The sequence below is a fragment of the Paenibacillus rhizophilus genome (genome assembly GCF_003854965.1).
GTDB classification, from domain to species: Bacteria; Bacillota; Bacilli; order Paenibacillales; family Paenibacillaceae; genus Paenibacillus_AQ; species Paenibacillus_AQ rhizophilus.
In genome coordinates, this window is record NZ_RQPI01000004.1 from 145099 (window position 1) to 167445 (window position 22347).

General features: G+C 48.8%; 23 protein-coding genes and 1 pseudogene. 16 read left to right on the forward strand and 8 right to left on the reverse strand.

Translation table 11 applies throughout. The features are described from left to right. Positions 1 to 35 precede the first annotated feature (35 nt). Both EH198_RS09820 and EH198_RS09825 read left to right on the forward strand, forming a co-directional pair. Entirely contained in the window at positions 36 to 578 is a 543-nt protein-coding gene (locus tag EH198_RS09820) for a hypothetical protein (protein ID WP_124695367.1), read from the forward strand. A 47-nt stretch (positions 579 to 625) separates the two neighbouring features. Continuing rightward, positions 626 to 1105 carry a DinB family protein gene (locus EH198_RS09825; protein ID WP_124695368.1) on the forward strand — a complete coding sequence of 160 codons (480 nt, stop codon included), beginning with the start codon at positions 626 to 628 and terminating at the stop codon, positions 1103 to 1105. A 118-nt stretch (positions 1106 to 1223) separates the two neighbouring features. Here the strand turns inward: EH198_RS09825 and tlp are convergent, their stop codons facing one another. Further along, positions 1224 to 1448, reverse strand: coding sequence for a small acid-soluble spore protein Tlp (tlp, locus tag EH198_RS09830; RefSeq protein WP_124695369.1), 225 nt, complete (start codon positions 1446 to 1448; stop codon positions 1224 to 1226). A gap of 87 nt (positions 1449 to 1535) precedes the next feature. Here tlp and EH198_RS09835 point away from each other — a divergent pair, with 87 nt between their 5' ends. Further along, the gene (locus tag EH198_RS09835) at positions 1536 to 2366 is read left to right on the forward strand and encodes a nitrilase-related carbon-nitrogen hydrolase (RefSeq protein WP_221621507.1); all 831 of its coding nucleotides are present in this window, start codon (positions 1536 to 1538) and stop codon (positions 2364 to 2366) included. Between the two features lie 74 nt (positions 2367 to 2440). After that, a complete protein-coding gene (locus EH198_RS09840) occupies positions 2441 to 3256 on the forward strand; it encodes an alpha/beta hydrolase (protein ID WP_185702833.1) in 816 nt (271 codons plus the stop codon). A 571-nt stretch (positions 3257 to 3827) separates the two neighbouring features. Here EH198_RS09840 and EH198_RS09850 read toward each other — a convergent pair. The 4 genes and pseudogenes from EH198_RS09850 to EH198_RS09870 all read right to left on the reverse strand — a co-directional run. Then, positions 3828 to 4565 carry an SDR family oxidoreductase gene (locus EH198_RS09850; protein WP_124695372.1) on the reverse strand — a complete coding sequence of 246 codons (738 nt, stop codon included), beginning with the start codon at positions 4563 to 4565 and terminating at the stop codon, positions 3828 to 3830. 235 nt (positions 4566 to 4800) lie between these two features. After that, on the reverse strand, positions 4801 to 5967 hold the full coding sequence (locus EH198_RS09860; RefSeq protein ID WP_124695373.1) for an iron-containing alcohol dehydrogenase: 1167 nt from the start codon (positions 5965 to 5967) through the stop codon (positions 4801 to 4803). Between the two features lie 30 nt (positions 5968 to 5997). Next, positions 5998 to 6555, reverse strand: coding sequence for a flavin reductase family protein (locus EH198_RS09865; protein WP_124695374.1), 558 nt, complete (start codon positions 6553 to 6555; stop codon positions 5998 to 6000). A 75-nt stretch (positions 6556 to 6630) separates the two neighbouring features. Beyond that, positions 6631 to 6735: pseudogene (locus tag EH198_RS09870) on the reverse strand (Atu4866 domain-containing protein); the annotation flags it as partial. 204 nt (positions 6736 to 6939) lie between these two features. On the opposite strand from EH198_RS09870, the gene EH198_RS09875 reads away from it, so the two are divergent. After that, positions 6940 to 7860 (forward strand): AraC family transcriptional regulator, encoded by a 921-nt coding sequence (locus tag EH198_RS09875; RefSeq protein ID WP_124695375.1) that lies wholly within the window; start codon positions 6940 to 6942, stop codon positions 7858 to 7860. A gap of 169 nt (positions 7861 to 8029) precedes the next feature. Here EH198_RS09875 and EH198_RS09880 read toward each other — a convergent pair whose 3' ends face one another. Next, positions 8030 to 8287 carry an Atu4866 domain-containing protein gene (locus EH198_RS09880; protein ID WP_124695376.1) on the reverse strand — a complete coding sequence of 86 codons (258 nt, stop codon included), beginning with the start codon at positions 8285 to 8287 and terminating at the stop codon, positions 8030 to 8032. Between the two features lie 842 nt (positions 8288 to 9129). Between EH198_RS09880 and EH198_RS09885 the strand changes: the two genes are divergently transcribed. Further along, entirely contained in the window at positions 9130 to 10104 is a 975-nt protein-coding gene (locus EH198_RS09885; RefSeq protein ID WP_246014172.1) for a DMT family transporter, read from the forward strand. A gap of 119 nt (positions 10105 to 10223) precedes the next feature. On the opposite strand, the gene EH198_RS09890 is transcribed toward EH198_RS09885, so the two are convergent. Continuing rightward, positions 10224 to 10676, reverse strand: a complete 453-nt coding sequence (locus EH198_RS09890; protein ID WP_124695378.1) for a VOC family protein — start codon at positions 10674 to 10676, stop codon at positions 10224 to 10226. Between the two features lie 166 nt (positions 10677 to 10842). On the opposite strand from EH198_RS09890, the gene EH198_RS09895 reads away from it, so the two are divergent. The 4 genes from EH198_RS09895 (at position 10843) to EH198_RS09910 (ending at position 14367) form a co-directional block, all read left to right on the forward strand. After that, positions 10843 to 11277, forward strand: a complete 435-nt coding sequence (locus tag EH198_RS09895; RefSeq protein WP_124695379.1) for an Lrp/AsnC family transcriptional regulator — start codon at positions 10843 to 10845, stop codon at positions 11275 to 11277. A gap of 116 nt (positions 11278 to 11393) precedes the next feature. Beyond that, positions 11394 to 12671, forward strand: coding sequence for a B12-binding domain-containing radical SAM protein (locus EH198_RS09900; RefSeq protein ID WP_124695380.1), 1278 nt, complete (start codon positions 11394 to 11396; stop codon positions 12669 to 12671). A gap of 357 nt (positions 12672 to 13028) precedes the next feature. Next, complete coding sequence (locus tag EH198_RS09905; protein ID WP_124695381.1) at positions 13029 to 13613, forward strand: sigma-70 family RNA polymerase sigma factor; 585 nt, start codon at positions 13029 to 13031, stop codon at positions 13611 to 13613. Next, entirely contained in the window at positions 13603 to 14367 is a 765-nt protein-coding gene (locus EH198_RS09910) for a DUF3600 domain-containing protein (protein ID WP_124695382.1), read from the forward strand. The genes EH198_RS09905 and EH198_RS09910 overlap by 11 nt, the downstream gene beginning before the upstream one ends. 73 nt (positions 14368 to 14440) lie before the next feature. Here EH198_RS09910 and EH198_RS09915 read toward each other — a convergent pair whose 3' ends face one another. Next, positions 14441 to 15031 (reverse strand): TetR/AcrR family transcriptional regulator, encoded by a 591-nt coding sequence (locus EH198_RS09915; protein WP_124695383.1) that lies wholly within the window; start codon positions 15029 to 15031, stop codon positions 14441 to 14443. A 166-nt stretch (positions 15032 to 15197) separates the two neighbouring features. Here EH198_RS09915 and EH198_RS09920 point away from each other — a divergent pair, with 166 nt between their 5' ends. The 6 genes from EH198_RS09920 to EH198_RS09945 all read left to right on the forward strand — a co-directional run bounded on the left by EH198_RS09920 (position 15198) and on the right by EH198_RS09945 (position 22267). Continuing rightward, complete coding sequence (locus EH198_RS09920; RefSeq protein WP_124695384.1) at positions 15198 to 16433, forward strand: MFS transporter; 1236 nt, start codon at positions 15198 to 15200, stop codon at positions 16431 to 16433. A 112-nt stretch (positions 16434 to 16545) separates the two neighbouring features. After that, entirely contained in the window at positions 16546 to 17631 is a 1086-nt protein-coding gene (locus tag EH198_RS09925; protein ID WP_124695385.1) for an outer membrane lipoprotein-sorting protein, read from the forward strand. 194 nt (positions 17632 to 17825) lie between these two features. Next, positions 17826 to 19028 carry an alanine racemase gene (gene alr / locus EH198_RS09930; RefSeq protein WP_124695386.1) on the forward strand — a complete coding sequence of 401 codons (1203 nt, stop codon included), beginning with the start codon at positions 17826 to 17828 and terminating at the stop codon, positions 19026 to 19028. A gap of 191 nt (positions 19029 to 19219) precedes the next feature. Beyond that, positions 19220 to 19501: a CopG family ribbon-helix-helix protein gene (locus tag EH198_RS09935; protein WP_025333624.1), complete on the forward strand. Its 282-nt coding sequence runs from the start codon at positions 19220 to 19222 to the stop codon at positions 19499 to 19501. Positions 19502 to 19504: 3 nt separating this feature from the next. Continuing rightward, a complete protein-coding gene (locus EH198_RS09940; protein WP_025333625.1) occupies positions 19505 to 19855 on the forward strand; it encodes a type II toxin-antitoxin system PemK/MazF family toxin in 351 nt (116 codons plus the stop codon). Positions 19856 to 20077: 222 nt separating this feature from the next. Continuing rightward, positions 20078 to 22267 carry a Tex family protein gene (locus EH198_RS09945; RefSeq protein ID WP_124695542.1) on the forward strand — a complete coding sequence of 730 codons (2190 nt, stop codon included), beginning with the start codon at positions 20078 to 20080 and terminating at the stop codon, positions 22265 to 22267. Positions 22268 to 22347 lie beyond the last annotated feature (80 nt).

Below are 22347 nucleotides of genomic sequence, written 5' to 3' on the forward strand. Positions count from 1 at the left end.
GAAACGTTCTAACTTGATAAGGGGAAAATTTGTAAATGGAAGCTGATCGATCGGTTTTTATCTTGCTTACGAATACTGGAACGCTTTTTACCAAGCTCATTCAAGGCTACACAAAAGCGCCATACAATCACGCCTCGATTTCCTTCAATCGGGAACTTTCGGAGTTGTACAGCTTCGGGAGAAAGCATCCGAGCAACCCCCTGAATGGCGGATTCGTGAAGGAGGATCTGAGGACAGGCACATTCAGCAAGTATCCGAATACGACGTGCGTCATCTACGAGCTTCAGGTAACAGGCCGCGAAGTTGAGAAAATGAAGCGGGTTCTGCAAATCTTTATCCGAAGCCGCCAAAAGTATCTCTATAACATTCTGGGCGTGATCGGCATCGCGCTAAAAGAACCGATCGAATTCAGCAACTCTTACTTTTGTTCGCAATTTGTCGCTGAAATTCTGGAGCGGTCCGGTATTAAGCTGTGGAATAAGCTGCCTGCGCTCGTTACACCGGATGATTTTCGGCAAAACGACAGGCTGTATTTGATCTATGCAGGGAAATTAAGCGAGTACAAGCCGGAGCTCTGAGGGCGAGTGCGGCGAGTCCCCACTCTTGTGTTGAAAGGGGAGAAAAAATGGTTCATGCGAAGGATGTCCTTAGCAATCAATTATTAGCCAATGCTAATGACCCGAGCTGGCATATCCCGTTCATGCAGGCGGCCCGGGAAATCACGGAGGAAGAAGCCTTTTGGAAGCCTGATCAGGACAGCAGCAGTATCGCAGAGCTTACACAGCATTTGCTGTATTGGAATGAAACTTGGCAGACCAGATACCGACAGCGCCGGATGGATGCTATGCCCCCTGTAGGAGATAACAACAACAGCTTTCTCATACCGGAGAACACCACATTTCATGACCTGAGTGCAGAACTTCTGGAGGTGCTTTTAGGGTGGCAGGAGCTGCTGTCCGAAGAAAGCCTCGAAGCCGAGGTGATAGGGTTTCCGGCGCCAGCTAAATGGTGGGAGATCATCAGTAACGCGGCAACCCACAATGCCTATCATATCGGCCAAATCGTTTATATCCGCAAGCTGTGGATGGCGACTAGGTGGGAATAGTGCGCCCGAGTTAAAGATCCCGAACAGTATAACCTGCTTGGCCGGATCGGGGGACGGACCAAAGAAAACGCAGATCCAGCCTCGTTTGAACTTTTCAGGCTGGATCTGCGTTTTTAAACTACTCCTTCGAATGTGCCGCTTCGTCCTTTACTTCTTCCCGAAAGCCTTTAATGCTTTCTTGACGGCGCTCATTTTTATCTTCGATTTGTTTACGTTCCTCGCTGCTGATCTCAGAGGAAAATTCATTTAAATAGTCTTCAGCTTCATGAAGATTTCTCTGTGTATTCTGAATACTTTGCTGTAAATGCTCAACATTATCCGCCCGATTATCCGGTTTTGCCATTAGTTTATCGCCTCCTGGAATTTGAAGCGCTCACTGGAGCACTAACAAGTAGCTTGATCTCTATTGGGCGATTTTATGCAGAATTGTATGTATAAAAATACATATTTGTTAGAAAATGAGAAGAATCGAGAGGTTAAATATATGATAATTGGTTCTTTACAAATGAATGTAGAAAAAAATGATAAGATAAAAAACTTAAAAACCATTGAAAAGTTAATCAATCATTCGGTTGATTTGATTGTTTTGCCGGAGCTTTTCGCAACAGGTTATTTTTTTGATTCAACAAATGAATTGAAGGAAATCGCAGAAGAAATTCCTAACGGGTACACAACAAACAGGCTCAGTGAAATTGCTAAAAGTTCAAATTGTCATTTCGTTGGAGCTATTGTAGAAAAAGAAAACGGTCATCTTTATATTACGGCAATAGTAGTAGGACCATCAGGATATATTGGAAAGCAAAGGAAACGGCATCTTACAGATCATGAATCAAAAATTTTTTCTTGTGGAACAAGCTCAGATGTCTTTGATATCAATGGGTGTAAGGTAGGAGTTGTTATATGTTTTGAAGGGTGGTTCCCGGAAAGCTCAAGAGAATTAATGCTAAAAGGGGCACAAATCATTTGTCATTCTGCATTAACCTGTCAGGAAAGAACCCTTGATATCATGAGAATCCGGGCTATTGAAAACAAAGTGTATTTAATTTTAGCAAATAGTATAAGCACAGAGTACCATAATAATGAGTCAATCACCTTTAGAGGAGACAGCAGGGTAATAGATTATGATGGAAATATTTTAGTCAATGCAGGACAAGGAGAAAAACTAATTACAGTAGAAGTTAATGAAGAAAATACGATTCGTAAAGATTTGGATGATTGTAAGGATTTGATTTCGGAGGTTAAAAAACATACATACTTTTAATAAGAATTTAGGAGGGGATCCATCTGGTCTATGTAAATCCATCTCAATATCCCGTACCCGAGCTGCAGCCTTACGTGACCCGCAACAAGAGCGAACTTTACTATCGATACTATCCTAGCGCCGCTAAAACGGCGACGGCGATTATTCTTCTTCATGGAATATCTGAAGACAGCAAATACTTATTCCCGTACTCTCAAAAGGTCTCATCAACAGGGCTCGCCCATGTTTTCACGCCTGACCTTCGGGGCTATGGACCAAAAGCCGCCAACCTCGGCGACATTGACTATATCGGCCAGCTAGAGGATGATCTTGCGGATCTGATTCAGTACATTAAAGACAAGTTCCCTCACGTCAAGCAAATCGTGATGGCTGGTCACTCAGCAGGTGGCGGAACGGCCATACGTTTCGCCGGGAGCCGATATGCCGACTGCGTAGATTCGTACCTGCTGCTCGCGCCATACCTAGGTCCGGGGAACCCGACTGAGCGCCCAGCGGATGGGCATCGCAAGCTACATATGGGAAAAGTGATCATCCTCAGCTTGCTGGATTCGATAGGGATCAAAGGCTGGCACGGGCTCCCCGCCATGGAGTTTTACAAGCGGCCCGAGGAGTTGCACGACGGAATGGCTACAAAGCTCAGTTTTCGACTTTTGCTGTCTCGCTCGCCGATGAAGTACAAACGCGATTTGACGAAGCTGACGAAGCTGACGAAGCCGACTCTTGTACTTGTCGGAGCGGAGGACGAGGTCTTTTATGCAGATCGCTATGAGGAGTTGCTTAGTGCGTATACCAAAGCACATGTTCACATCGTCCCTGGAGCGAACCATGACGGACTGCTAGCAAGCCCGGTTGCTTATATACATACTGCCAATTGGCTGAAATCAGAGTGAAGACGATAGTTCATACAAAAAAGGGTCATCCCGCAAAGGCTGGCCCTAAAACTTGCCGTTACAGACTTTGTATTTGAATAATTTAACTCCGTAATTCAGGCATTTACCAAGCGATACATGATCCGGCAGGCTGTAGATCTTTACGTTTTTATATAATTTTGCCACATGAATATACTCGTTCCTCTTCAGGTTGTTATGATTTAGTATGACGATAAGCTCTTTATTCCGATACTTCTCTGTCTGCTGTAGTTATGAAAAAGGGTGTCCATACATTGCCGCCGTTTGGTGCAAGTAATGATGGAGACCGCATTCTGAGCACGAGAAATATCCGGTCCCGCCATTAGTGAACGCCCTTTGGCTTTCTTTGTGCAAATCGCTTGTAATTCTTAACATTAGGGATTGTTCTATGGTGAGCTATTAGCTTTTTATCGCTGATGATTCAGGTATGGTTGGATGAATTTTTACTTTCTCAACTAATGCTCCTCCGTTTTGTTCAGTCAACCGTTTTAACTCAGTCATTCTTGCCCCCATACAATCAGAGCAGGCATCTATATTATTTGTGAAGCAGGCATTAGTGTAGACTAGCTGTAGGACGTACAATAATCTCACTAACGTCTACTTCAGCAGGCTGCTCGATGGCATACATGATTGCCCGCGCAATAGCGTTTGATGAAATGGAGATTCGACGAAATTCCTTCATTTCCTCCCGGCCTTTTTCATCAGAAATACTCTCTGCTAGCTCTGATTCCGTAACTCCCGGCGATACAAGCGTCACGCGGATATCACTGCCCACCTCTTGCCGTAATCCTTCAGTGATGGCTCTCACAGCAAACTTAGTTGCACAATAAACTGCTGCAGTTGGAGATACGGTGTATGCACCTATAGAGGCAATATTAATAAATTGACCAAATCCTTGCTTTTTCATAAGCGGAAGGCCTGCGGCGATGCCGTAAAGAACACCACGAATGTTAACGTCAATCATACGATTCCACTCATCAATCATCAATGCTTCCAACGGTGAAAGAGGCATTACGCCAGCGTTATTCAAAATGACATCGACACGGCCAAATATATTATGTGCAAGATCAATGAATGTTTGGACCTGTTTCTGATTCGTCACATCCAAGGTCTGGTACTCAACTGATCCACCTTCTGAACGAATTGCTGCTGCAAGAGTTGCTAATCTCTCCGTACGTCTAGCTCCTATTACGACATTAGCGCCATTTTGAGCGAGTAGACGTGCCGTTGCCTCCCCGATTCCACTGCTTGCACCTGTAATTACAACAACTTTCCCTTTAATATTGGACATGTCTTTTTTCTCCTTCAAACGTATTATTTGAAATTCTAATTCGAAGATTTTCACCCTAGAGATGACGCCCCTACTGGATTTGCTAAAGATCAGAGCCATGTCGGCTCTGATCTTCTTTCACATTCACTTACCCCACTCAGGACCCCCATCAGTTGCTGTTTGACCACCATCTACAGGAAGGGGGATGCCATTGAAATAGCTTCCTTTGTCGCTAGCGAGGAATAAAATAGCATCATTATAATGCTCTTTCCAGAATCTCTTGGCTTATGTCCAATGTAAGATCATGAGTTTCCGAAAGTGCTGTCATCCCATGAGTCTTTAACTGTTCGATGACAGCCGGTATTTTATCCGCACCAATGTTGTAGTCGGACAGCCGTGTCTTTGCTCCCAGGCTTTCAAAGAATTCCCTCGTTTTTTGTATGGCTGAATTAATCCGATCATTTTCGCTTCCTTCAGTTATGCGCCAGACCCGTTCGGCATACTGCAAGAGCTTCGCGCGCTTTTGCTCGCGGCGAACCTCCAGTAACGGAGGCAGTACAACAGCCAATGTTTGCCCATGGTCAATGCCGTATAAGGCGGTAAGTTCATGTCCGATCATATGGGCCGCCCAGTCCTGGGGGACTCCTACGCAGATTAATCCGTTCAGCGCCAGTGTAGCACTCCAGACCAGATTTGCACGTGCATCGTAATTTTCCGGTTCGGCGATTGTAGTTTCACCTATTTCAATCAATGTTTGCAGAATGCCCTCTGCTATGCGATCCTGTATTCTTCCTTCCACGGGATACGTGAGATATTGCTCTGTTGTGTGCACGAATGCGTCAATCACTCCGTTGGCTATTTGAATTTTGGGCAGCGTGTAAGTAAGAGTCGGGTCTAATATCGAAAATGTAGGAAATGCTAATTCACTGAAAACGGGGTATTTCCCTTGTCCATAGCTGATTACACCACCGCTGTTCATTTCTGAACCGGTAGCAGGTAAAGTCAGCACGGTACCGAAAGGAATCGCGTGTCCTATGATGTCCAAGCCAATGGGCGAAAAACCGTATTGCAGAAGATCGAGCGCATCCCCATCATAGGAGGCAGCAAGCGAAATGAATTTAGTTCCGTCAATTACAGAACCGCCGCCGATGGCAAGCAAAAAATCAATATGTTCACGGCGCACAATTTCTGCGGCTTTTACCAAGGTCTCATAATGAGGATTTGGCTCTATTCCACCAAATTCATGAACTTTTCTGTTACCCAGTGCGCTTCTTACCTTGTCGACAGTACCGTATTTTTTGGCACTTCCACCTCCATAGGTGATTAGAACATTTGCATTGGCTGGAACAAGCTGATCAATGCTGCTAAGTCTGTCCTTACCAAATAAAATGCGTGTTGGATTGTAAAAATCAAAATTAAACATGGTAACATCTCCTTTTCAGATTTATTCCTGTCAACGCTGGATATAGGATGACCATCTCACCATTTTATCCCTGAGATCCATGGTCTCGCCGTCAACCGTAAAGGTTCCGTTTCCGTTGTGATGGATTAGCCGGCATTCCTCTCGATCTGGATTAATCCAGGCTTTTACCACTTCCAGAATGATCAGATTGTATTTGTCAATCAAACCATCGTCGGCGATACGGCATTCCAGGTTCACCAGGCACTCAGCGACAAGCGGAGCTTTTACTTTTTCGGCAGTTACCGATGTCAGACCGAAGCTTTTAAACTTGTCTGTGTCTGTACCGGAACAGTTGCCGATTCCAACAACCTTAGAAGCAAGATCTACCGTTGGAACGGCAAGCACACATTCCCCTGTACTGAGCAGAGTTTTGAAGCTTTGATCCCATGGACCGAGCATGCAGCCGATAAGCGGCTTATCGCCATCTGCTATCACCATGTGATAGCTCATTGCCATCAGGTTGGGCTGCCCGTGATCGGAGGTTGCTACCAATATGACCGGGCCTGGTTCAATGAATTGGTATGCTTTGGATAATGGGAGTTCTTTCATTAACAATCAGCTCGCTTTCTCAAAATTTTACCCAGACGACTGAGAACAGCATCCTTCTTCTATCCCAAGCACACATCATTCTTCTCGATAAAGAATCATCCCGGCATGGTAGAGGATCCCGTCCCGAAAATCACCGTCGGCTGTGAACCCGGTATCATCCACATACTCGATATGGTCGCCTTACCCTCATGCCAACATACGGGTGATGATTCGTGTTGTTGGTTTGTACCATTTCACGTCCTCCTTGGCTCTATTGCTGTTGGGGTCTTCTTCATTATGAAATAAATGAAAGAATAGCCGGTAGCCGGAATCAGGCGGATTCTTGCCTAATTCTCCATTTCCCAATAAAATTAAATGACCATATGATTTATGGAGGTTGGAGATATGAGGTTGGACGAGAAGGAAGTAACGCTGCAACAGGAACTGGCGGCGCAAATCGAACGATATACTGGGATAGACGGAACTTTCTCAACGAATATTCCCTCGCTGCATTTCATTAGGGCATCCAATGAAACTGATCCGATCCATACCCTCTATGAACCTTCGTTATGCATCGTCGCTCAAGGAACAAAGCTCGTTATACTGGGCAAAGAGAGTTATGTGTACGATCCATCCTGTTATCTAGTCGCTTCGGTGCAATTGCCCGTTTCCGGACAGGTGATCCAAGCTACGCCGGAATGCCCTTACCTGTGCCTGCGACTGGATTTCGATTCGAGTCAAATCATCGACTTGATCCGGGAAGTTGATATATCGCAGAATGTTCCATCAAGTACGAAACGGGCTCTTTATGTCAGCCAAACAACCACATCTCTTCTCGAAGCAACTGTCAGACTCGTTAACCTATTAGACACGCCACAAGACATTCCCGTGCTTGCGCCAATGATCATCCGAGAAATTCTTTACCGAATTCTTTTGGGGGAACAAGGTCATTCGATCAAACAATTTGCCATGACGGGTAGTCACGCGGATTGCATTGCTAAAGTCATTGAAATGATTGAACGGGATTTTGCCAAGCCACTGCGAGTGGAAACACTTGCCGCCGCTGTGAACATGAGCACCTCCTCGTTGCATTATCATTTCAAAGAGGTAACGGCAATGAGTCCATTACAATTTCAGAAAAAAATCCGTCTGCAAGAGGCTCGACGGATACTGTTCTCCGGGGTGACGGAAGCCGCAAATGCGGCATTTCTAGTCGGATATGAAAGTCCCTCTCAGTTTAGCCGGGAATACGCCAGAATGTTCGGTCTTCCCCCAATTAGTGATATAAAACAATTTCGCAGTACACTGCGCGCCGCTTCGAATTGAGGCAGAACAACCCCTTCCGGTCAATTGTCGGAAGGGGTTGTCACAATACTGTTCGAGCGCTACGGTCAAACCTCTATTTTTAAGTGTAATTGTTGCGGAGGACCCGGAGTCCATGTTGCGAATGACCACAGGATCAACAACATGTCTCTTCCATTCCTTTCCTATTCGTTTAATCTTCCCGATATAAAATCATGCCTGCGTGGTAGAGGACGCCATTCCGAAAATCCCCGTCAGCTGTAAATCCGGTATCATCTACATAGTCAATATGATCACCATTAAGCATGTAGCGGCCTTGATAGGCGCTTTTCCGATTGCCGCGCGCCTCGTCGTAACGTCCGTTTGGCAAAAGCTCATGTCGGATGTATCCATCCTGGGTTACCCACATGCCTACATAAGATGTTTGTCCTGCCTTGTTTCTTTTCTCCATTTTGGTTTTCTCCTTTTACGATTGATTGTGAAGGCCTCGTCTTGAACCAAGTATGGAGCATATCGGGGCTGATACGGTAGACGATTCGTGTGGAGTTATTGCGTAATCCTCCAAATTGGTGCATTAAATACGAATACAGCTCGACTGTTCAAAGTTAAAGAGGAACAGCGTTTTTTGCTCGTTTTCAATCAGAGAACGTAATGAGAATGTTAAGATCGCCTGTGACTCGTGACACGGCTCAATTCGTTCTTGACCGGAATAGACTTCACGAAAACACTATTACTTTAGGTGGCCCATTTATTGATGACTTAGGGATTTACAGTACTAGAGAAACGATAACCGTCATACGCTGAGGAGTATGCAAAACATTTAAAATCTTGAAAAGCAGAGTAGAGACTCCGGATATTTTCTTTCACTTAACAGCAAAGAACGCGGTAAAATTTAGTCTGAACAACGGAAAAAGATATCGATTAACTTATAATCAAATAACAAACAGACTTGTAATTGGAAAGCAAGTGAGATAATCCTTATAACAAATGACCGAATAAGCATCTACTTGTCCGGTCATTTTTATTATTATTGGATTATAATCATCCGTAAGCCTGGCTCCTTGACGACGAATGCGGGTTAAAAAAGTTACCCCAAGCTCGGACTTAAGCGCGCGGACGGCAAGGCTTACTGCTTGCAGAGTATATTTAACTCTTGTCCTGCATTCGTGAAACTCCCCGTATCGGAGATCTTAACGATTAGTTGCAATCATGTTTTTATCATAACAATTTTGGTATGATACCTATTATATATATTCATTTTACTTATGTATAAGCCTGTTGTATCATCTGATTATGGCAAGCGACAAGTCGATCAAGCAAAGCCAATCAAATTTGAATAAAGGGGGAAATATTGTGAAATATAAGGCTTGGATTTTACTAATATTAGCCAATCTATTTTGGTCTGGTAATATGATTTTCGGAAAATTCAGTTCAACTGAATTTCCTGCAGTATGGACAGCTTTTCTAAGATGGGTTGTTGCATTGATTCTCCTTATTCCCATTGCCCAATTCATCGAGAAACCTTCATGGTTTCAAATATGGAAAAAAAACCGGGGGATTATCACTTTGTTAGCTGCTTTAGCAATTGTCGTCTACAGCTATCTCATGTATGCTTCACTAGAGTTCACATCTGCAGCGAATGGCGCTCTAATTAACACTCTCACTCCAGCCTTGATTATGCTCTTTTCGTTGATATTCCTGAGAGAAAAAGTAAGTACCTTTCAATTCATTGGATTAATCACTTCACTTATTGGTGTCCTGATTGTTTTGACTAAAGGAAACCTGCTTCAATTGTTTTTTACCCACTATAACAAGGGCGATGCGCTCATGTTTTTGGCCGTGTTATGCTGGACTGCCTATTCATTGGTTGTAAAAAAAGCAAAGGGCATCCCGCCCATTACATTGGTAGCGATGATAGCGATTGTTGGCACTATTCTGTTGATTCCTTTTTTATTCATGCAACCACTTCAGTATAAGGAAGTAACTTCTTTCGGTATTATGGGGATTATTTATTTGGGTGTGTTCCCGGCAGTCGGCTCGTTTATCTTTTGGAATCAAGGCATTAAGATGTTAGGAGCGGGTAAAGCTGGCATAACCATGAATTTGTTGCCTGTCTTTACAGCTATAATTGCGGTTATCTTGGGTCAGGGGCTGGTGATTTCACAAATTGTCGGGGGACTCCTTACGATTGCCGGAATGATATTAACTTCAATAAAACGGAAACAAGTTTCTCCCGAAAAGAGTATGACACCTCAGTTGAATCCATAAAAACAATAAGGAAGGACTGTGGGGCCAATACTAATTCTGTCATGTCTATACTTAGCTGGCGAGCAATCAACAAAATGACCGAACAAGCATCTACTTGTCCGGTCATTTTTATGTGAGCATTAGGCGGGAGACCTGTCAAAATCAACGTCCTCTATAAACTCGATCACTTCACCGTTGGGACTATAAACCAAGGCGTTTTTTACCACAAGCGGCGGTTCGCCAAGAGACATCTGACTCGGCTCTACACAGGCCTTTGCTCCGTAAGCAATGGCTTTTTGATATATATCGTCTACATCACTCACATAGAAGGCCAAATGCAATAACGCTCCGTAAGCCACCTCCTCGTCTGACGAGGCTTTTTTGCCCTGGGCTGGAATGACGGCTTCATTATCAAAAATTTCAATGCAAGTCCTTCGATCAGGTGAAACAAGCATAGAAGCTTCTTTGATATTAAAAGAAGGCAGACTCCAATAATGACCTACCTTAAATCCTAATACCTCAGTATAAAATGCAATAGTCCCTTTATAATCTTTGGCCTGGATCGCCACATGAGAAAGACCTTTTACGCTCATTTAATCTCGCTCCTTATCTGTAAGTTGTTAATAGTATAGAAATTTTAATGCGTTAAATATATAGGATAAATAAGAGCATATTGATAAAATAGTTATGAAATATAAGTTAATTCGATGGATATGGCTTAATTTATCTACATGATTGAATCTGGGAGGGCGTACGGATATGGACCAACCAATCGATGATATTGATAAAAAGATTTTGCAGCTGCTTCAGCACAATGCGCGACTGTCCATTTCTCAAATCAGTAAAGAGATCAGTATGTCCCAGCCATCGGTTAAAGAAAGGATTTTGAAGCTGGAAGACAAAAAGATCATTTCCGGGTATTCCACAGCATTTAATTTAAGCAATCTGAATCGGGGCACGACTACTTTTATCCTGTTAAAAACTGAACGTTGCCAGGAGCTCGTTGATTTTTGCAGCAAGGCCAAGGAAGTAACCGATTTATATCGAATCAGCGGGGAATATAATTATCTGATTAAAGTACAAACCGCATCGATTGAAGAGCTTGCCGAATTCCAAGACTCTCTTGCTAAACTCGGACCTTCCAAGTCTCATATCAGTATGAAAAATATATTGGAAAACAGAGTTCTACTCTAAATCAGCTAGTATATCCGTGCGGATTGTCCTGCTGGGGCTTCTTTTATATGGATAGAAAGGGTCGTCTTTCCATGCTATACTGAACACATTCATTGGATTTATATGGAAGGTGAACCATGAGGAAAAAGATTCTGCTGATTCAGCCGGAGAACGAGAAGATCAATCGGTTCAGAAGGAAGCAGTTTAACAACTTCGTCCAGATTACGATGCCGTATTTGGCGGGGTTCATCGATGAGAGCAAGTATCAGATCACGCTTGTGGATGAGTACCGGCAAAGAATCCCTTTCCGTCAGTCTTTTGATCTGGTAGCCATCACTGTGAATACGCCGAACGCCTACCACTGCTACCAAATTGCGGAGAAGTTCCGGGCACAAGGAGCTAAGGTGGTCATGGGCGGGCCGCATGTCACGCTGCTTCCGGAGGAGGCTTCCCGGCATTGCGACAGTATTCTGATCGGGGAAGCAGAGGAGACCTGGCCGGAGTTTTTGGAAGATTTTCATTTAGGAAAGGAACGGGCTGTATACCGGTCGGAGGGCATTCCAGACCTGAAGAATCTCCCTCTGCCGAGATGGGATCTTTTAAAGAGAAACGGACTGATGAAAGGTGCCGTGTTTGCGACACGGGGCTGCCCTTACCGCTGTGCTTACTGCAATCTGAAGCAGATTTACCACGACCGCTTCCGCGTCCGTCCGATTCCGGAAGTTATCCGCGAAATCTCGCTGATGAAATCGAAGTTTTTCGTGTTTTGGGATGATAATTTCTTCGCGGATAAGGCCCATGCCAACGAATTGATGGAGAGTCTAAAGCCCTTGGGCAAAAAATGGGCGGCGCAGGTGACCCTCGCCGATTGCAATGACGAGGAACTGCTGAAGCGGGCAAGGGAAGCGGGCTGTCTGTATCTGTTTGTCGGGCTGGAGTCCTTTTCGCCGTCAGCGCTGCGGGGCGTCAACAAAGGGATCAACAGGGTCCATTCGTACCGTGATATCATCCGAAAGCTGCACAAGCACAAGATCATGATTCAGGCCGGCATTGTGTTCGGCTTTGACGAGGATACTCCGGCAACCTTCGGGCATACGCTGGAGGCCTGCGAGGAGCTGGGGATAGACGGGGTTACCGTCAGCCTGCTTACGCCGCTCCCCCGGACACCCGTGTATGCCGGAATGAAGGAACAGCGGCGGCTGCTGAATGAAGACTGGAGCATGTACAACGGCAAGACGGACGTCGTGTTTAAACCGCGAAATATGACTTCGGAGCAGCTGTTCGAGGGCTATCTGAATTTCCGCCGCAGGTTCTATTCGCTGCCTTCTTTTATCAGACGGATGAAGGTCTCCAGGACGCATCTCTTCTATAATTTTATTATAAATCTGGGATACCGATTGGCCCTCAAGCGTTAGGCGGGAAGTCCGCAGGCTGGGGGCTTTTTTGCGTTGATTTTAATGATCGTTACGCCTGTAAGGAGAAGTGCTTGGATTGTGGGCTAACTTGAGAGCTGAGCGGGAAAAAGCGGAGCTTATCAGAGCCAAAACCGGGTATCCACGCGAATAAAAGGGATTTTCCCCCTCTTAATAGGAGCAATTCCTTGGAATAGGCCCTTTTCTCAGAAATAAGATGGAGCTTTTCCCGTTTGTTTCTCTGAATACGTCCCCGAGGGGAGGAGAAACCGGAGATTTTCCAGTTCAATTTCTAAAAAAAGCGAACGAAATCGCCGGGGCTCTCCAATATAGAGTGTAAGACCGAAGGGGGAATGGCGGATGAACCATCCGAACGAAGATTCGCAGCTCGCAGCGCTTGTGCTTGCCGGCAGCCGTGAAGCGTACAGCCAGCTGTATGAGAGAACGATAACCGAGGTGTACCGAACCGTCCGTTTCCTCATTGGCGGGTCATCCGATACGGATGATGTCGTCCAGGAGATTTATATCCAGATGTACCGGTCTCTTGGGCAGTATGACGCGGCCCGGCCTTTCCGTCCGTGGCTTATGGGGGTGGCTATGCGGCAGATCCGGGCTTACCGGAGAAAGAGGTGGAATTATATCCGCCTGATTAAAAAAGCGCAGCAGAGCGGGAGTGCCGCCGATCATGATTTTTCCGGGGAAGTGGCAGACAAAGTATCGTACCGCCCCCTGATCGAGAGCGTGGAGCGCCTGCCGTACAAGCTGAAGCAGGTCGTGATTTTGCACTATTTGAATGAATATTCTCAAGAAGAAATTGCGGATGCGCTCGGCATCCCTCTCGGAACGGTAAAGTCCCGAATTCACGCCGCTTTAAAGAAGCTGCGCAGCAAGCGAAGCAGCGAGATTTTGCTTAGAGGAAAGGTGGAGGACTTGCATGAAGCTTGAGGAAGAGCTGCGGGAGGCACTGCGGGAAGAAACCAGAGGCTGGGCCGCTCCGCCGGAACTGAAGGACAGATTATTCAATCACAAATCAATGAAACCGGAGGGAAGAAGAATGAAAAAATGGATTGCGGCAGGCATTCTGGCCGCCGTGCTGCTCGTTCCTACGGGAGCCTATGCCGGATATCATTATCTGGCGGACTCCATTTACGGCTCGCAAGAGCAGATGGAGCAAAAAGGCGGCACCCAAGTGCAGTATGACCATCTCGAGGAGAAGCTGCAAGCAGCCAAACAGAGCTTTGAGCCGCAGGAGTTCGCGAAGCTGATGGCCCTGTTAAAAGAATTGGGCGACTATAATCTCAAGATAGCCGATGACAAGGGAGCGCTGCATCCCGAGCGGCTAAGCTCCGGAGATCAGGAAGCCTATAAGAAGCTGCTCGCGGAGCTGGAGCCTTATTTTGCGAAGCTGAATGCGGGGGGAGACGCGAAGGGGGGCGTGAAGGAAACCGGGCAACAGGCGGAGAACGCTGCGTTATGGAAAAAGGCGCTGGCCCGCGGGGAGCAAAACCTCAGCAGTCAGGATTTTGCCAAAGTGAAAGAAGTCATCAGCGAAATTCAAAAGCTGCAAGCTCAAGCGGCCCGGCCAGACGGCAGCGATCGAGCGTTTACGGCCCAAGAAGCCGAGCATCTTAAAGAATTGATCCGGCAGTTGGAGCCCTACCAGAACCAATTGGGAATTATGTTGAAGCCGGCCTCCTGACTCCCGTCCGCGTTTTGTTCTTATCCATAAACGTCGCCCATGCAGCCTGCAATCCGTCAGGCACATGGGCTTTTTAATGTTCGGTTTGGCGTGATTTAATCCCCTCAAACGCATAGGTTATTAAATTTCTTATATTCGTCTCTTCCAGATTATCGCCGGTTACCAATAATCTATAAAATAGGGGTCCATACATGAGATCAATACTTAATGGGATATCCAGGCTTTCTTTCAGTTCACCCCGCTGGGCCCCACGTTCCAGAAGCTGCCTTGCCTCAAGCCGGCGGGGACGGAAAAATTCCGCCCGGTAAGCTTCAGCCAGCCCCGAATCAAATTGTCCCTCGCCGATTAGCTCGGTAATGACTTTGCCTTCTCTGCTTGTCAGAAACTTGGCTAAATTAGTGGCATGAATGAGAATATCACTGAATACCGACCCGGTATCGGGTATAGGCAGCCTTGCGGAAGCGGCAAATAGGAAGCCGGCCATAACAACAGCGGCCTTATTGGGCCACCACTTATAAATTGTGGCTTTGCTGACCTTGGCCCGTTCCGCAATTTTTTCAACTGTTACAGCACCGAAGCCTGTTTCAAGCAGCAAGTCATAGGAGGCGTTGAGAATAGCCTTCTCGGCTTCGATATTACGTGGTCGTCCTCTTTTTGTAGTCATGGGAATTCCTCCTCATTAAAAGTTCCATCAAGCATTGCCCAGGATATACTGTACGTATATTATACAAAATATTTACGGGTTGGAAAAACTATTTACAAAACTGAACGTACAGTATATTATATAGATACGGATTAAGAAACTGTCTAACCAATAAGGAGGAATTAGAATGAATCATTCAAAGTCGGAAGTCAAACGTGTGCCGAACTGGATTACACTTCTGCTGGCCATCTCCTGTGGCCTTATCGTTGCCAATCTTTATTATGCTCAACCATTGGTGGGACCCATCAGCGAAGCTACGGGTTTGTCACCGGGCGCGGCGGGATTAATTGTGACGCTGACGCAAATCGGTTATGTATTGGGATTGCTGTTCATCGTTCCGCTTAGTGATCTTATCGAAAATCGGCGTTTGGCGGTAGCCTCGTTGATTGTCGTCGTTTGTGGTCTGATTGCAGCGGCGCTGGCGACGAATGCAGCGATTTTTCTAGCCGCATCTCTGTTTATCGGACTTGGATCAGTGACGGCGCAAATCCTCGTTCCTTATGCCGCTTATCTGGCATCGGAAGAGCAGCGGGGCCGCGTCGTAGGCAATGTAATGAGCGGTCTGCTGCTTGGCATTATGTTTGCTCGTCCGGCTGCAAGCTTTCTGGCCGACCTCTTTGGATGGAAAATTGTATTTGGGCTGTCAGCGGTAATCATAGCTTTATTGACCCTTCTTCTGTCTCGCGCACTTCCTGAACGCAAGCCATCGCCAACCCTGAAGTATATGGAATTGATCGGCTCATTGGGTGCTCTATGGAGAGGAACGCCTGTTTTGCGCCGCAGAGCCTTTTATCAAGCTTGTTTATTTGGCTCTTTCAGCCTTTTTTGGACCGTTATCCCGCTGCGGTTATCCGGATATTTTCATTTGTCGCAGCAAGGAATTGCCTTATTTGCCCTGGCCGGTGTTGCTGGAGCTGTGGCTGCGCCAATCGCCGGAAGACTGGCTGATCGGGGCTGGACCCACATGCTGACCGGTCTGGCGATTACGATTGCCGCTGCATCTCTTTTATTGGCGTATCTGGTCCGTGGCAATTCCGCCGCGTCTCTGGCGATGCTGGTCATTGCAGCAATCACGCTGGACATGGGAGTTTCCGGAAATCTCGTGCTGGGGCAGCGTGCGATCTATTCCTTAGGCAGCGAGTCGAGAGGGCGTCTGAATGGCCTGTTTATGGCTGTATTCTTTGTCGGAGGGGCTCTCGGTTCTTTCTTGGGAGGCTGGTCCTATGCTTACGGCGGCTGGACCGCGGCGGCCCTGTTAGGCTTCATTATGCCGGTTCTGGCCCTGCTGTACTTTTTTACTGAAAAAAAGGAGTCGGCAGGCGCGCTGATTGACCATGGACGAGGAACAGTATCTGAGAAATAAATGCTTTTAGAACCAAGCCCCACGCTTGTCACGCCCGTCTGCATATTGCGGTCAAGTCCCTCATAGACATGTACTAGTCAATGCATTCAAAACAGGTTAAGGGGATGATGTCATGCGCCGGATTGCATGGGTACTCGCGGTCATTATGAGCGTTACCCTGATAATGACGGGGTGCGGAAAGAAGGACTCCGCTTCCGTAGTCAAGGATTTGAACGACGTGGCCGACAAGCTGGAGAGCAAGACGGGAGCTTATCAGGGGGCGGGCACGATGACCCTGTATACCGGAGAGCAGCCTCAGGAGTACAAGGTTGAGGTATGGTATAAAAATCCGTCGTACTACCGGATCAGCCTGGCCAACGTGCAGAAGAACATTACGCAGATCGTGCTTCGAAACGATGAAGGCGTGTTCGTGCTGACGCCGAGCCTCGGCAAGAGCTTCCGGTTCCAGAGCGATTGGCCGGACAATCAGGGGCAGGTCTACCTGTACCAGACGCTGGTTAAAGGCATCGTCGCCGACGACAACCGCCAGTTTGTGGCTGACAAGGACAGCTACATATTCGACGTTGCGGCCAATTATCAGAGCAGCGCCTTGGTGCGCCAGAAGATTTGGTTGAACAAAAAGACATATGAGCCCAAAGAGGTACAGGTTTCGGACTCCGAAGCCAAGGTCGTGGTAGATGTGAAGTTCGACAAGTTCACCTTCAATCCCGAGTTTGCCGCCGATTCTTTTGATATGCAAAAGAATATGGCTTCCCAGGGCGCTTCGGAAAATACGGTGGCCCAGGTCGATGAGAACGGCAATCCGCTGCCGGCAGCAGAAACCCAAGAGGGAGCGCAGGCCCAGGCGAGCGCGCAGCTTGGCGACTTCGGCATCATCGAGCCGGGCTACACTCCGGAGGGTGTGAAGTTCAAGGATTCCAATAAAGTCGAGGACAGCGACGACCATGCCGTGCTTCTGCGGTACGACGGAATATACCAGTACACCATCATGGAATCGCGTCCGCTGGATCAAGCCGTGTCGCTCGCGCCGGGAACGGGCGTTGATCTTGGCTTTACACTCGGCCTTTTGACCGGGGATGAGCAGCAGACTCTGACCTGGATGAGCGACGGACTGCAGTACCGGATTACAAGCGCGAACCTTCCTCTTAGTGAAATGATGGAAATCGCCGCGTCTATGCAGGATCAAGCGGGTAAATAATTAGTTGTAGGCGGATACTGCTTATTGTGGGATGATTTCCTCTACAATGTAGTATCCGTTTTGCTTTCATTCGGTGAACGTCAAACCCTTGCTTACATTGACAGTCCCTTCCGTTAGCATTACCATTACGAATAAGAAAGAGATCAATGCAATCCATGACAGACTGCTTATCACAAACGAGAAGGTGACTGGAAGTGCAAGAAAGCTATCGACCGACCGTAGCCGAGATTGATTTGGACGCTTTACGTGCCAATTACGAGAGCTTCCGGCGGCATTTGCCGGCGGGAGTGAAGTTTATGGCATGCGTCAAAGGAAATGCTTACGGTCATGGGGCAGTGGAAGTGACGCGGGAACTGGAACGTCTGGGCGCGGATTATGTCAGTGTGGCTTTTCTGGACGAGGCGATTGAGCTGCGTCAGGCGGGAATACTCCTGCCGATTCTGGTGCTCGGCTATACGCCCCCGGAAGCCATTGCCGCCGCCTGGGAGAACGACGTAACCGTGACGCTTTTTACCCCGGAAGTGCTGGAGGCGGTATCGAAGCTTCCTTTGAAGGACAGCCGGAAGCTGAAGGCGCACATCAAGATCGACAGCGGCATGGGCCGACTCGGACTTCTTCCGGTCGAAGCGCCGCCGTTCATTGAAGAGGCGCAGCGCGTCCGGCAGTTGGAATTGGAGGGGATGTTTACCCATTTTGCCAAAGCGGATGAAGCAGACAAAAGCTATACACTGGAGCAGTACCGACGGTTCATGAGCGTGACGGAAGCGCTTCGGGAAAGACAGATCCATATCCCGATCATACATACGGGCAATAGCGCTACGGCCATTGATACCCCGCATTTATCTCCGAACATGGTTCGTGTGGGCGTCAGCATATACGGATTCTACCCGTCGACCGAGGTTAACCGGCAGCAGGTCAAGCTGCAACCGGTCATGACGCTGAAGACGAAGGTTGTCTATGTAAAAAGCCTGCCGGAGAGCTGGGGCATCAGCTACGGCACCCGCTACCGCGCCGAAAGCGACGAATATATCGCCACGCTGCCCATAGGGTACGCAGACGGATATTCCCGCATGCTGAGCGGTAAGGCAGAGGTGTTAATACGCGGCCGCCGCGTTCCTGTCGTCGGAACCATCTGCATGGACCAGTGTATGGTATCGCTCAAATCTTTCGCCAATGAGGCGGAACAAATCAAAGCCGGCGAAGAGGTTGTACTCATCGGCCGCCAGGCTGGCGTCTCCATTACGGCAGACGAGCTGGCTCTCCAACTTGGAACGATACACTACGAGGTGACCTGCATGCTGGCCCATCGGGTGCCGCGCGTCTACATTCGCGAAGGCTCGGCTCCCCGCCTGGTAAATGCCTTACTGCAAACCGGAAGCCCCAATCCTGTAGGTTAAGCAGGAAATATCAAGGAATATGAATTCGTGGACAATGATATGACTTATGGTCTATACGAACTGCCGTTTCTGGTTTATAATTGGATGCAGCATACTTGATATACTGACGGCATATATTCCTTGTATAAAATTCCTTGCATAATGCTACACTGGAATACAAGGGCAGAAGGTTTGTGGGGGTGGAAGAGAAGTTGGCCAATTTGCAAAACACCAAAAGAATCATGATCAGCTTGCCCGATCATCTCTTGCAGGAGGTGGACGGAATTGTCCAGATGGAGAATTCCAACCGCAGTGAATTGATCCGGCAGGCCATGAAGCTGTATCTCAGCGAACGGAGGAAGCGTTCCATACGGGAGTCCATGCAGCGTGGATACATGGAAATGGCCAAGATCAACTTGACCATGGCATGCGAAGCGTTCTTAGCCGAGGAAGATGCAGACAGCACTCTAGGCCGCTTAGTAAGCGGGGTGTAAATATTGATCGTAAAACGCGGCGACGTTTTTTTTGCCGACCTTTCGCCAGTAGTGGGTTCGGAGCAGGGCGGAGTAAGGCCCGTTCTTGTCATTCAGAACGATATTGGCAATCGCTTCAGTCCTACGGTAATTGTCGCGGCAATTACCGCACAAATTCAAAAGGCCAAGCTGCCTACCCATGTAGAGATTGAAGCGGCGTCCCATGGCTTTGACCGGGATTCCGTCATTTTGCTGGAGCAGGTTCGGACGATCGACAAGCAGCGCTTAACGGATAAGATCACCCACCTGGATGACGAAACGATGAAAAAGGTGGATGACTCGCTGCAGATCAGCTTGGGTCTGATTGATTTTTAAGCTGAATAGGCATAGCCATTTCATAGAAAATGTTAGAAAGGCTCACCGTGGTTTGCGGTGAGCCTTTTTGGCGGTCTGCCCGGCCGTTTGGAGCTGGTTAGACATATTCAAGCTCCCGGCTTACCCAAGGGGAGACCGGCTGGAACGAATTCGGGCAAATATGATACTATTTGATTTAACGGATTTAAGATTTGAGGAGGAAGCTCATTGATCGAACAGGATATGAATACCGTTTCGGAGGAAACGGCGCGCCGGGAGCGGCAAATGATGATCGGCCAGATTGCCAAGGAGCTCGGCCTGTCGGAGAAGCAGGTAGGGACAACGGCGGGACTGCTGGACGAGGGCAATACGATTCCGTTCATCGCCCGGTACCGCAAGGAGATGACCGGAGAGCTGGACGAGAACGCGCTTCGGGATATCGAGGAACGGCTCGGCTATTTACGCTCTCTCGGCGAACGCAAACGCGAAGTCATCCGCATCATCGAGGAGCAGGGCAAGCTGACGGAGGAGCTGCGGGAGCAAGTAACGAAAGCGGTCAAGCTTCAGGAAGTGGAAGACTTGTACCGGCCGTACCGCCAGAAGCGCAAGACCCGGGCGAGCGTTGCGAAGGAGAAGGGGCTTGAGCCGCTGGCCGACTGGATCATGGAGCAGCGGCGCGGCGGAAACCCGGAAGCGGAGGCGGGCAAATATATCGACGCCGCCAAAGGCGTGGAGTCGGCCGAACAGGCCCTTCAGGGCGCGCAGGACATTATTGCCGAAGCGATAGCCGACGACGCGGCGGTCCGTTCCTGGGTGCGCCAGTTTACGGCCTCGCAGGGCATTCTCGTCTCCGATGCGAAAGACAAGGAGCAGGAATCCGTATACGAGAATTATTACAGCTACCGCGAGCCGGTTCACAAAATGCCGCCGCATCGCATTCTCGCCATTAACCGCGGGGAACGGGAGAACGTGCTGAAGGTGGGCATCGAGGTGGATGCTGCGCGTATTCATGCGCATATCACGCGCAAGCTCGTCAAGGGCCCGTCACCGGTCAAGGACCTGCTGGAAGCCGTGGCCGAGGATGCCTATAAGCGGCTGATCGCTCCCTCGGTAGAGCGCGAAGTGCGCGGGGAGATGACCGAGAAAGGCGAGAATCAGGCCATTTCGATCTTCTCCGGCAACCTGCGGAGCCTGCTGCTCCAGCCGCCGGTCAAGGGACGCCGCGTGCTCGGCGTCGACCCAGCCTACCGCACCGGCTGCAAGCTGGCGGTCGTCGATGAGACCGGCAAGCTGCTGGAAGTGGCGGTAACCTACCCGACGCCGCCGCATAACAAGAAGCGCGAGGCGGCGGAGAAGTTCAAGGAGCTGATCGCGAGGTACGGCATTCAGCTCATCGTTATCGGCAACGGCACCGGCTCGCGGGAGACGGAGCAGTTCACCGCCGAGGTCATTGCCGACATCGGCGACTCGGGGCTGGCCTACCTCATCGTCAATGAGGCCGGGGCCAGCGTGTACTCCGCCTCCAAGCTGGCGCAGGAGGAGTTCCCGGATCTGGATGTGGCTGAGCGCAGCGCCGCATCCATTGCCCGCCGCGTGCAGGACCCGCTCGCGGAGCTGGTCAAGATCGAGCCGAAGGCGATCGGTGTCGGGCAGTACCAGCATGATGTGTCGCAGAAGCATCTGGACGAGAGCCTTAAGGCGGTGGTGGAATCGGCGGTTAACCATGTCGGTGTCGACGTGAATACCGCTTCACCGTCGCTGCTCTCCTACGTTGCAGGCATCAACTCGACCATCGCCAAGAATATCGTCAAATACCGCGAAGAGAACGGCAGTTTCAAGAACCGCAAACAGCTGCAAAAGGTGCCGCGTCTCGGCGCAAAATCCTACGAGCAGTGCATCGGCTTCCTGCGTATTCCCGAAGGCGAGAATACGCTCGACCGCACGCCGATTCACCCCGAGTCGTATGCCGTGGTCAGCCGCCTGTTTCAGGAGCTGGGACTTACGCTGTCGCAAATCGGCAGCAAAGAGCTGACGCCGGTGCTCGCGGCTCAGAACCCAGAGGAGTTGGGAGCCCGGCTGGACGTCGGCGTGCCCACGCTGCGCGACATCCTCGAAAGTCTTCAGCGTCCCGGGCGAGATCCCCGCGAGGAGCTGCCGCCGCCGATCTTCCGCACCGATGTGCTGAAGATTGAGGATTTGGCGCCTGGCATGGAACTGCAGGGCACGGTGCGCAACGTCATCGACTTCGGCGCCTTCGTCGACATCGGCATCAAGAACGACGGGCTGGTGCATATCTCCCAGCTCAGCTCAAGCTTCGTCAAGCATCCGATGGACGTTGTGTCCGTCGGCGACAATGTGACCGTCTGGGTGCTCAGCGTTGATCTGAAGAAAGGCCGGGTCAGCCTGACCATGCGCCCGCCGCGCGGCGAATAAAAAACCTCCAAACGCTCCCGGTCGAACCTGAAAGCAGGTTCGGACCGGGAAGCGGTCTGGAGGTTTTTTTGAAATATAAG

Bases quoted from the DNA above. Each gene is read 5' to 3' on its own strand.
- EH198_RS09835 (WP_221621507.1), top strand. From the start codon at position 1,536: ATGTATAAAAATACATATTTGTTAGAAAATGAGAAGAATCGAGAGGTT.
- EH198_RS09865 (WP_124695374.1), bottom strand. From the start codon at position 6,555: ATGAAAGAACTCCCATTATCCAAAGCATACCAATTCATTGAACCAGGC.
- EH198_RS09905 (WP_124695381.1), top strand. From the start codon at position 13,029: ATGAACCATCCGAACGAAGATTCGCAGCTCGCAGCGCTTGTGCTTGCC.
- EH198_RS09880 (WP_124695376.1), bottom strand. From the start codon at position 8,287: ATGGAGAAAAGAAACAAGGCAGGACAAACATCTTATGTAGGCATGTGG.
- EH198_RS09850 (WP_124695372.1), bottom strand. From the start codon at position 4,565: ATGTCCAATATTAAAGGGAAAGTTGTTGTAATTACAGGTGCAAGCAGT.
- EH198_RS09860 (WP_124695373.1), bottom strand. From the start codon at position 5,967: ATGTTTAATTTTGATTTTTACAATCCAACACGCATTTTATTTGGTAAG.
- EH198_RS09900 (WP_124695380.1), top strand. From the start codon at position 11,394: ATGAGGAAAAAGATTCTGCTGATTCAGCCGGAGAACGAGAAGATCAAT.
- EH198_RS09925 (WP_124695385.1), top strand. From the start codon at position 16,546: ATGCGCCGGATTGCATGGGTACTCGCGGTCATTATGAGCGTTACCCTG.
- EH198_RS09920 (WP_124695384.1), top strand. From the start codon at position 15,198: ATGAATCATTCAAAGTCGGAAGTCAAACGTGTGCCGAACTGGATTACA.
- EH198_RS09895 (WP_124695379.1), top strand. From the start codon at position 10,843: ATGGACCAACCAATCGATGATATTGATAAAAAGATTTTGCAGCTGCTT.
- tlp (WP_124695369.1), bottom strand. From the start codon at position 1,448: ATGGCAAAACCGGATAATCGGGCGGATAATGTTGAGCATTTACAGCAA.
- EH198_RS09945 (WP_124695542.1), top strand. From the start codon at position 20,078: ATGAATACCGTTTCGGAGGAAACGGCGCGCCGGGAGCGGCAAATGATG.
- EH198_RS09885 (WP_246014172.1), top strand. From the start codon at position 9,130: ATGGCAAGCGACAAGTCGATCAAGCAAAGCCAATCAAATTTGAATAAA.
- EH198_RS09820 (WP_124695367.1), top strand. From the start codon at position 36: ATGGAAGCTGATCGATCGGTTTTTATCTTGCTTACGAATACTGGAACG.
- EH198_RS09915 (WP_124695383.1), bottom strand. From the start codon at position 15,031: ATGACTACAAAAAGAGGACGACCACGTAATATCGAAGCCGAGAAGGCT.
- EH198_RS09875 (WP_124695375.1), top strand. From the start codon at position 6,940: ATGAGGTTGGACGAGAAGGAAGTAACGCTGCAACAGGAACTGGCGGCG.
- EH198_RS09910 (WP_124695382.1), top strand. From the start codon at position 13,603: ATGAAGCTTGAGGAAGAGCTGCGGGAGGCACTGCGGGAAGAAACCAGA.
- EH198_RS09890 (WP_124695378.1), bottom strand. From the start codon at position 10,676: ATGAGCGTAAAAGGTCTTTCTCATGTGGCGATCCAGGCCAAAGATTAT.
- EH198_RS09825 (WP_124695368.1), top strand. From the start codon at position 626: ATGGTTCATGCGAAGGATGTCCTTAGCAATCAATTATTAGCCAATGCT.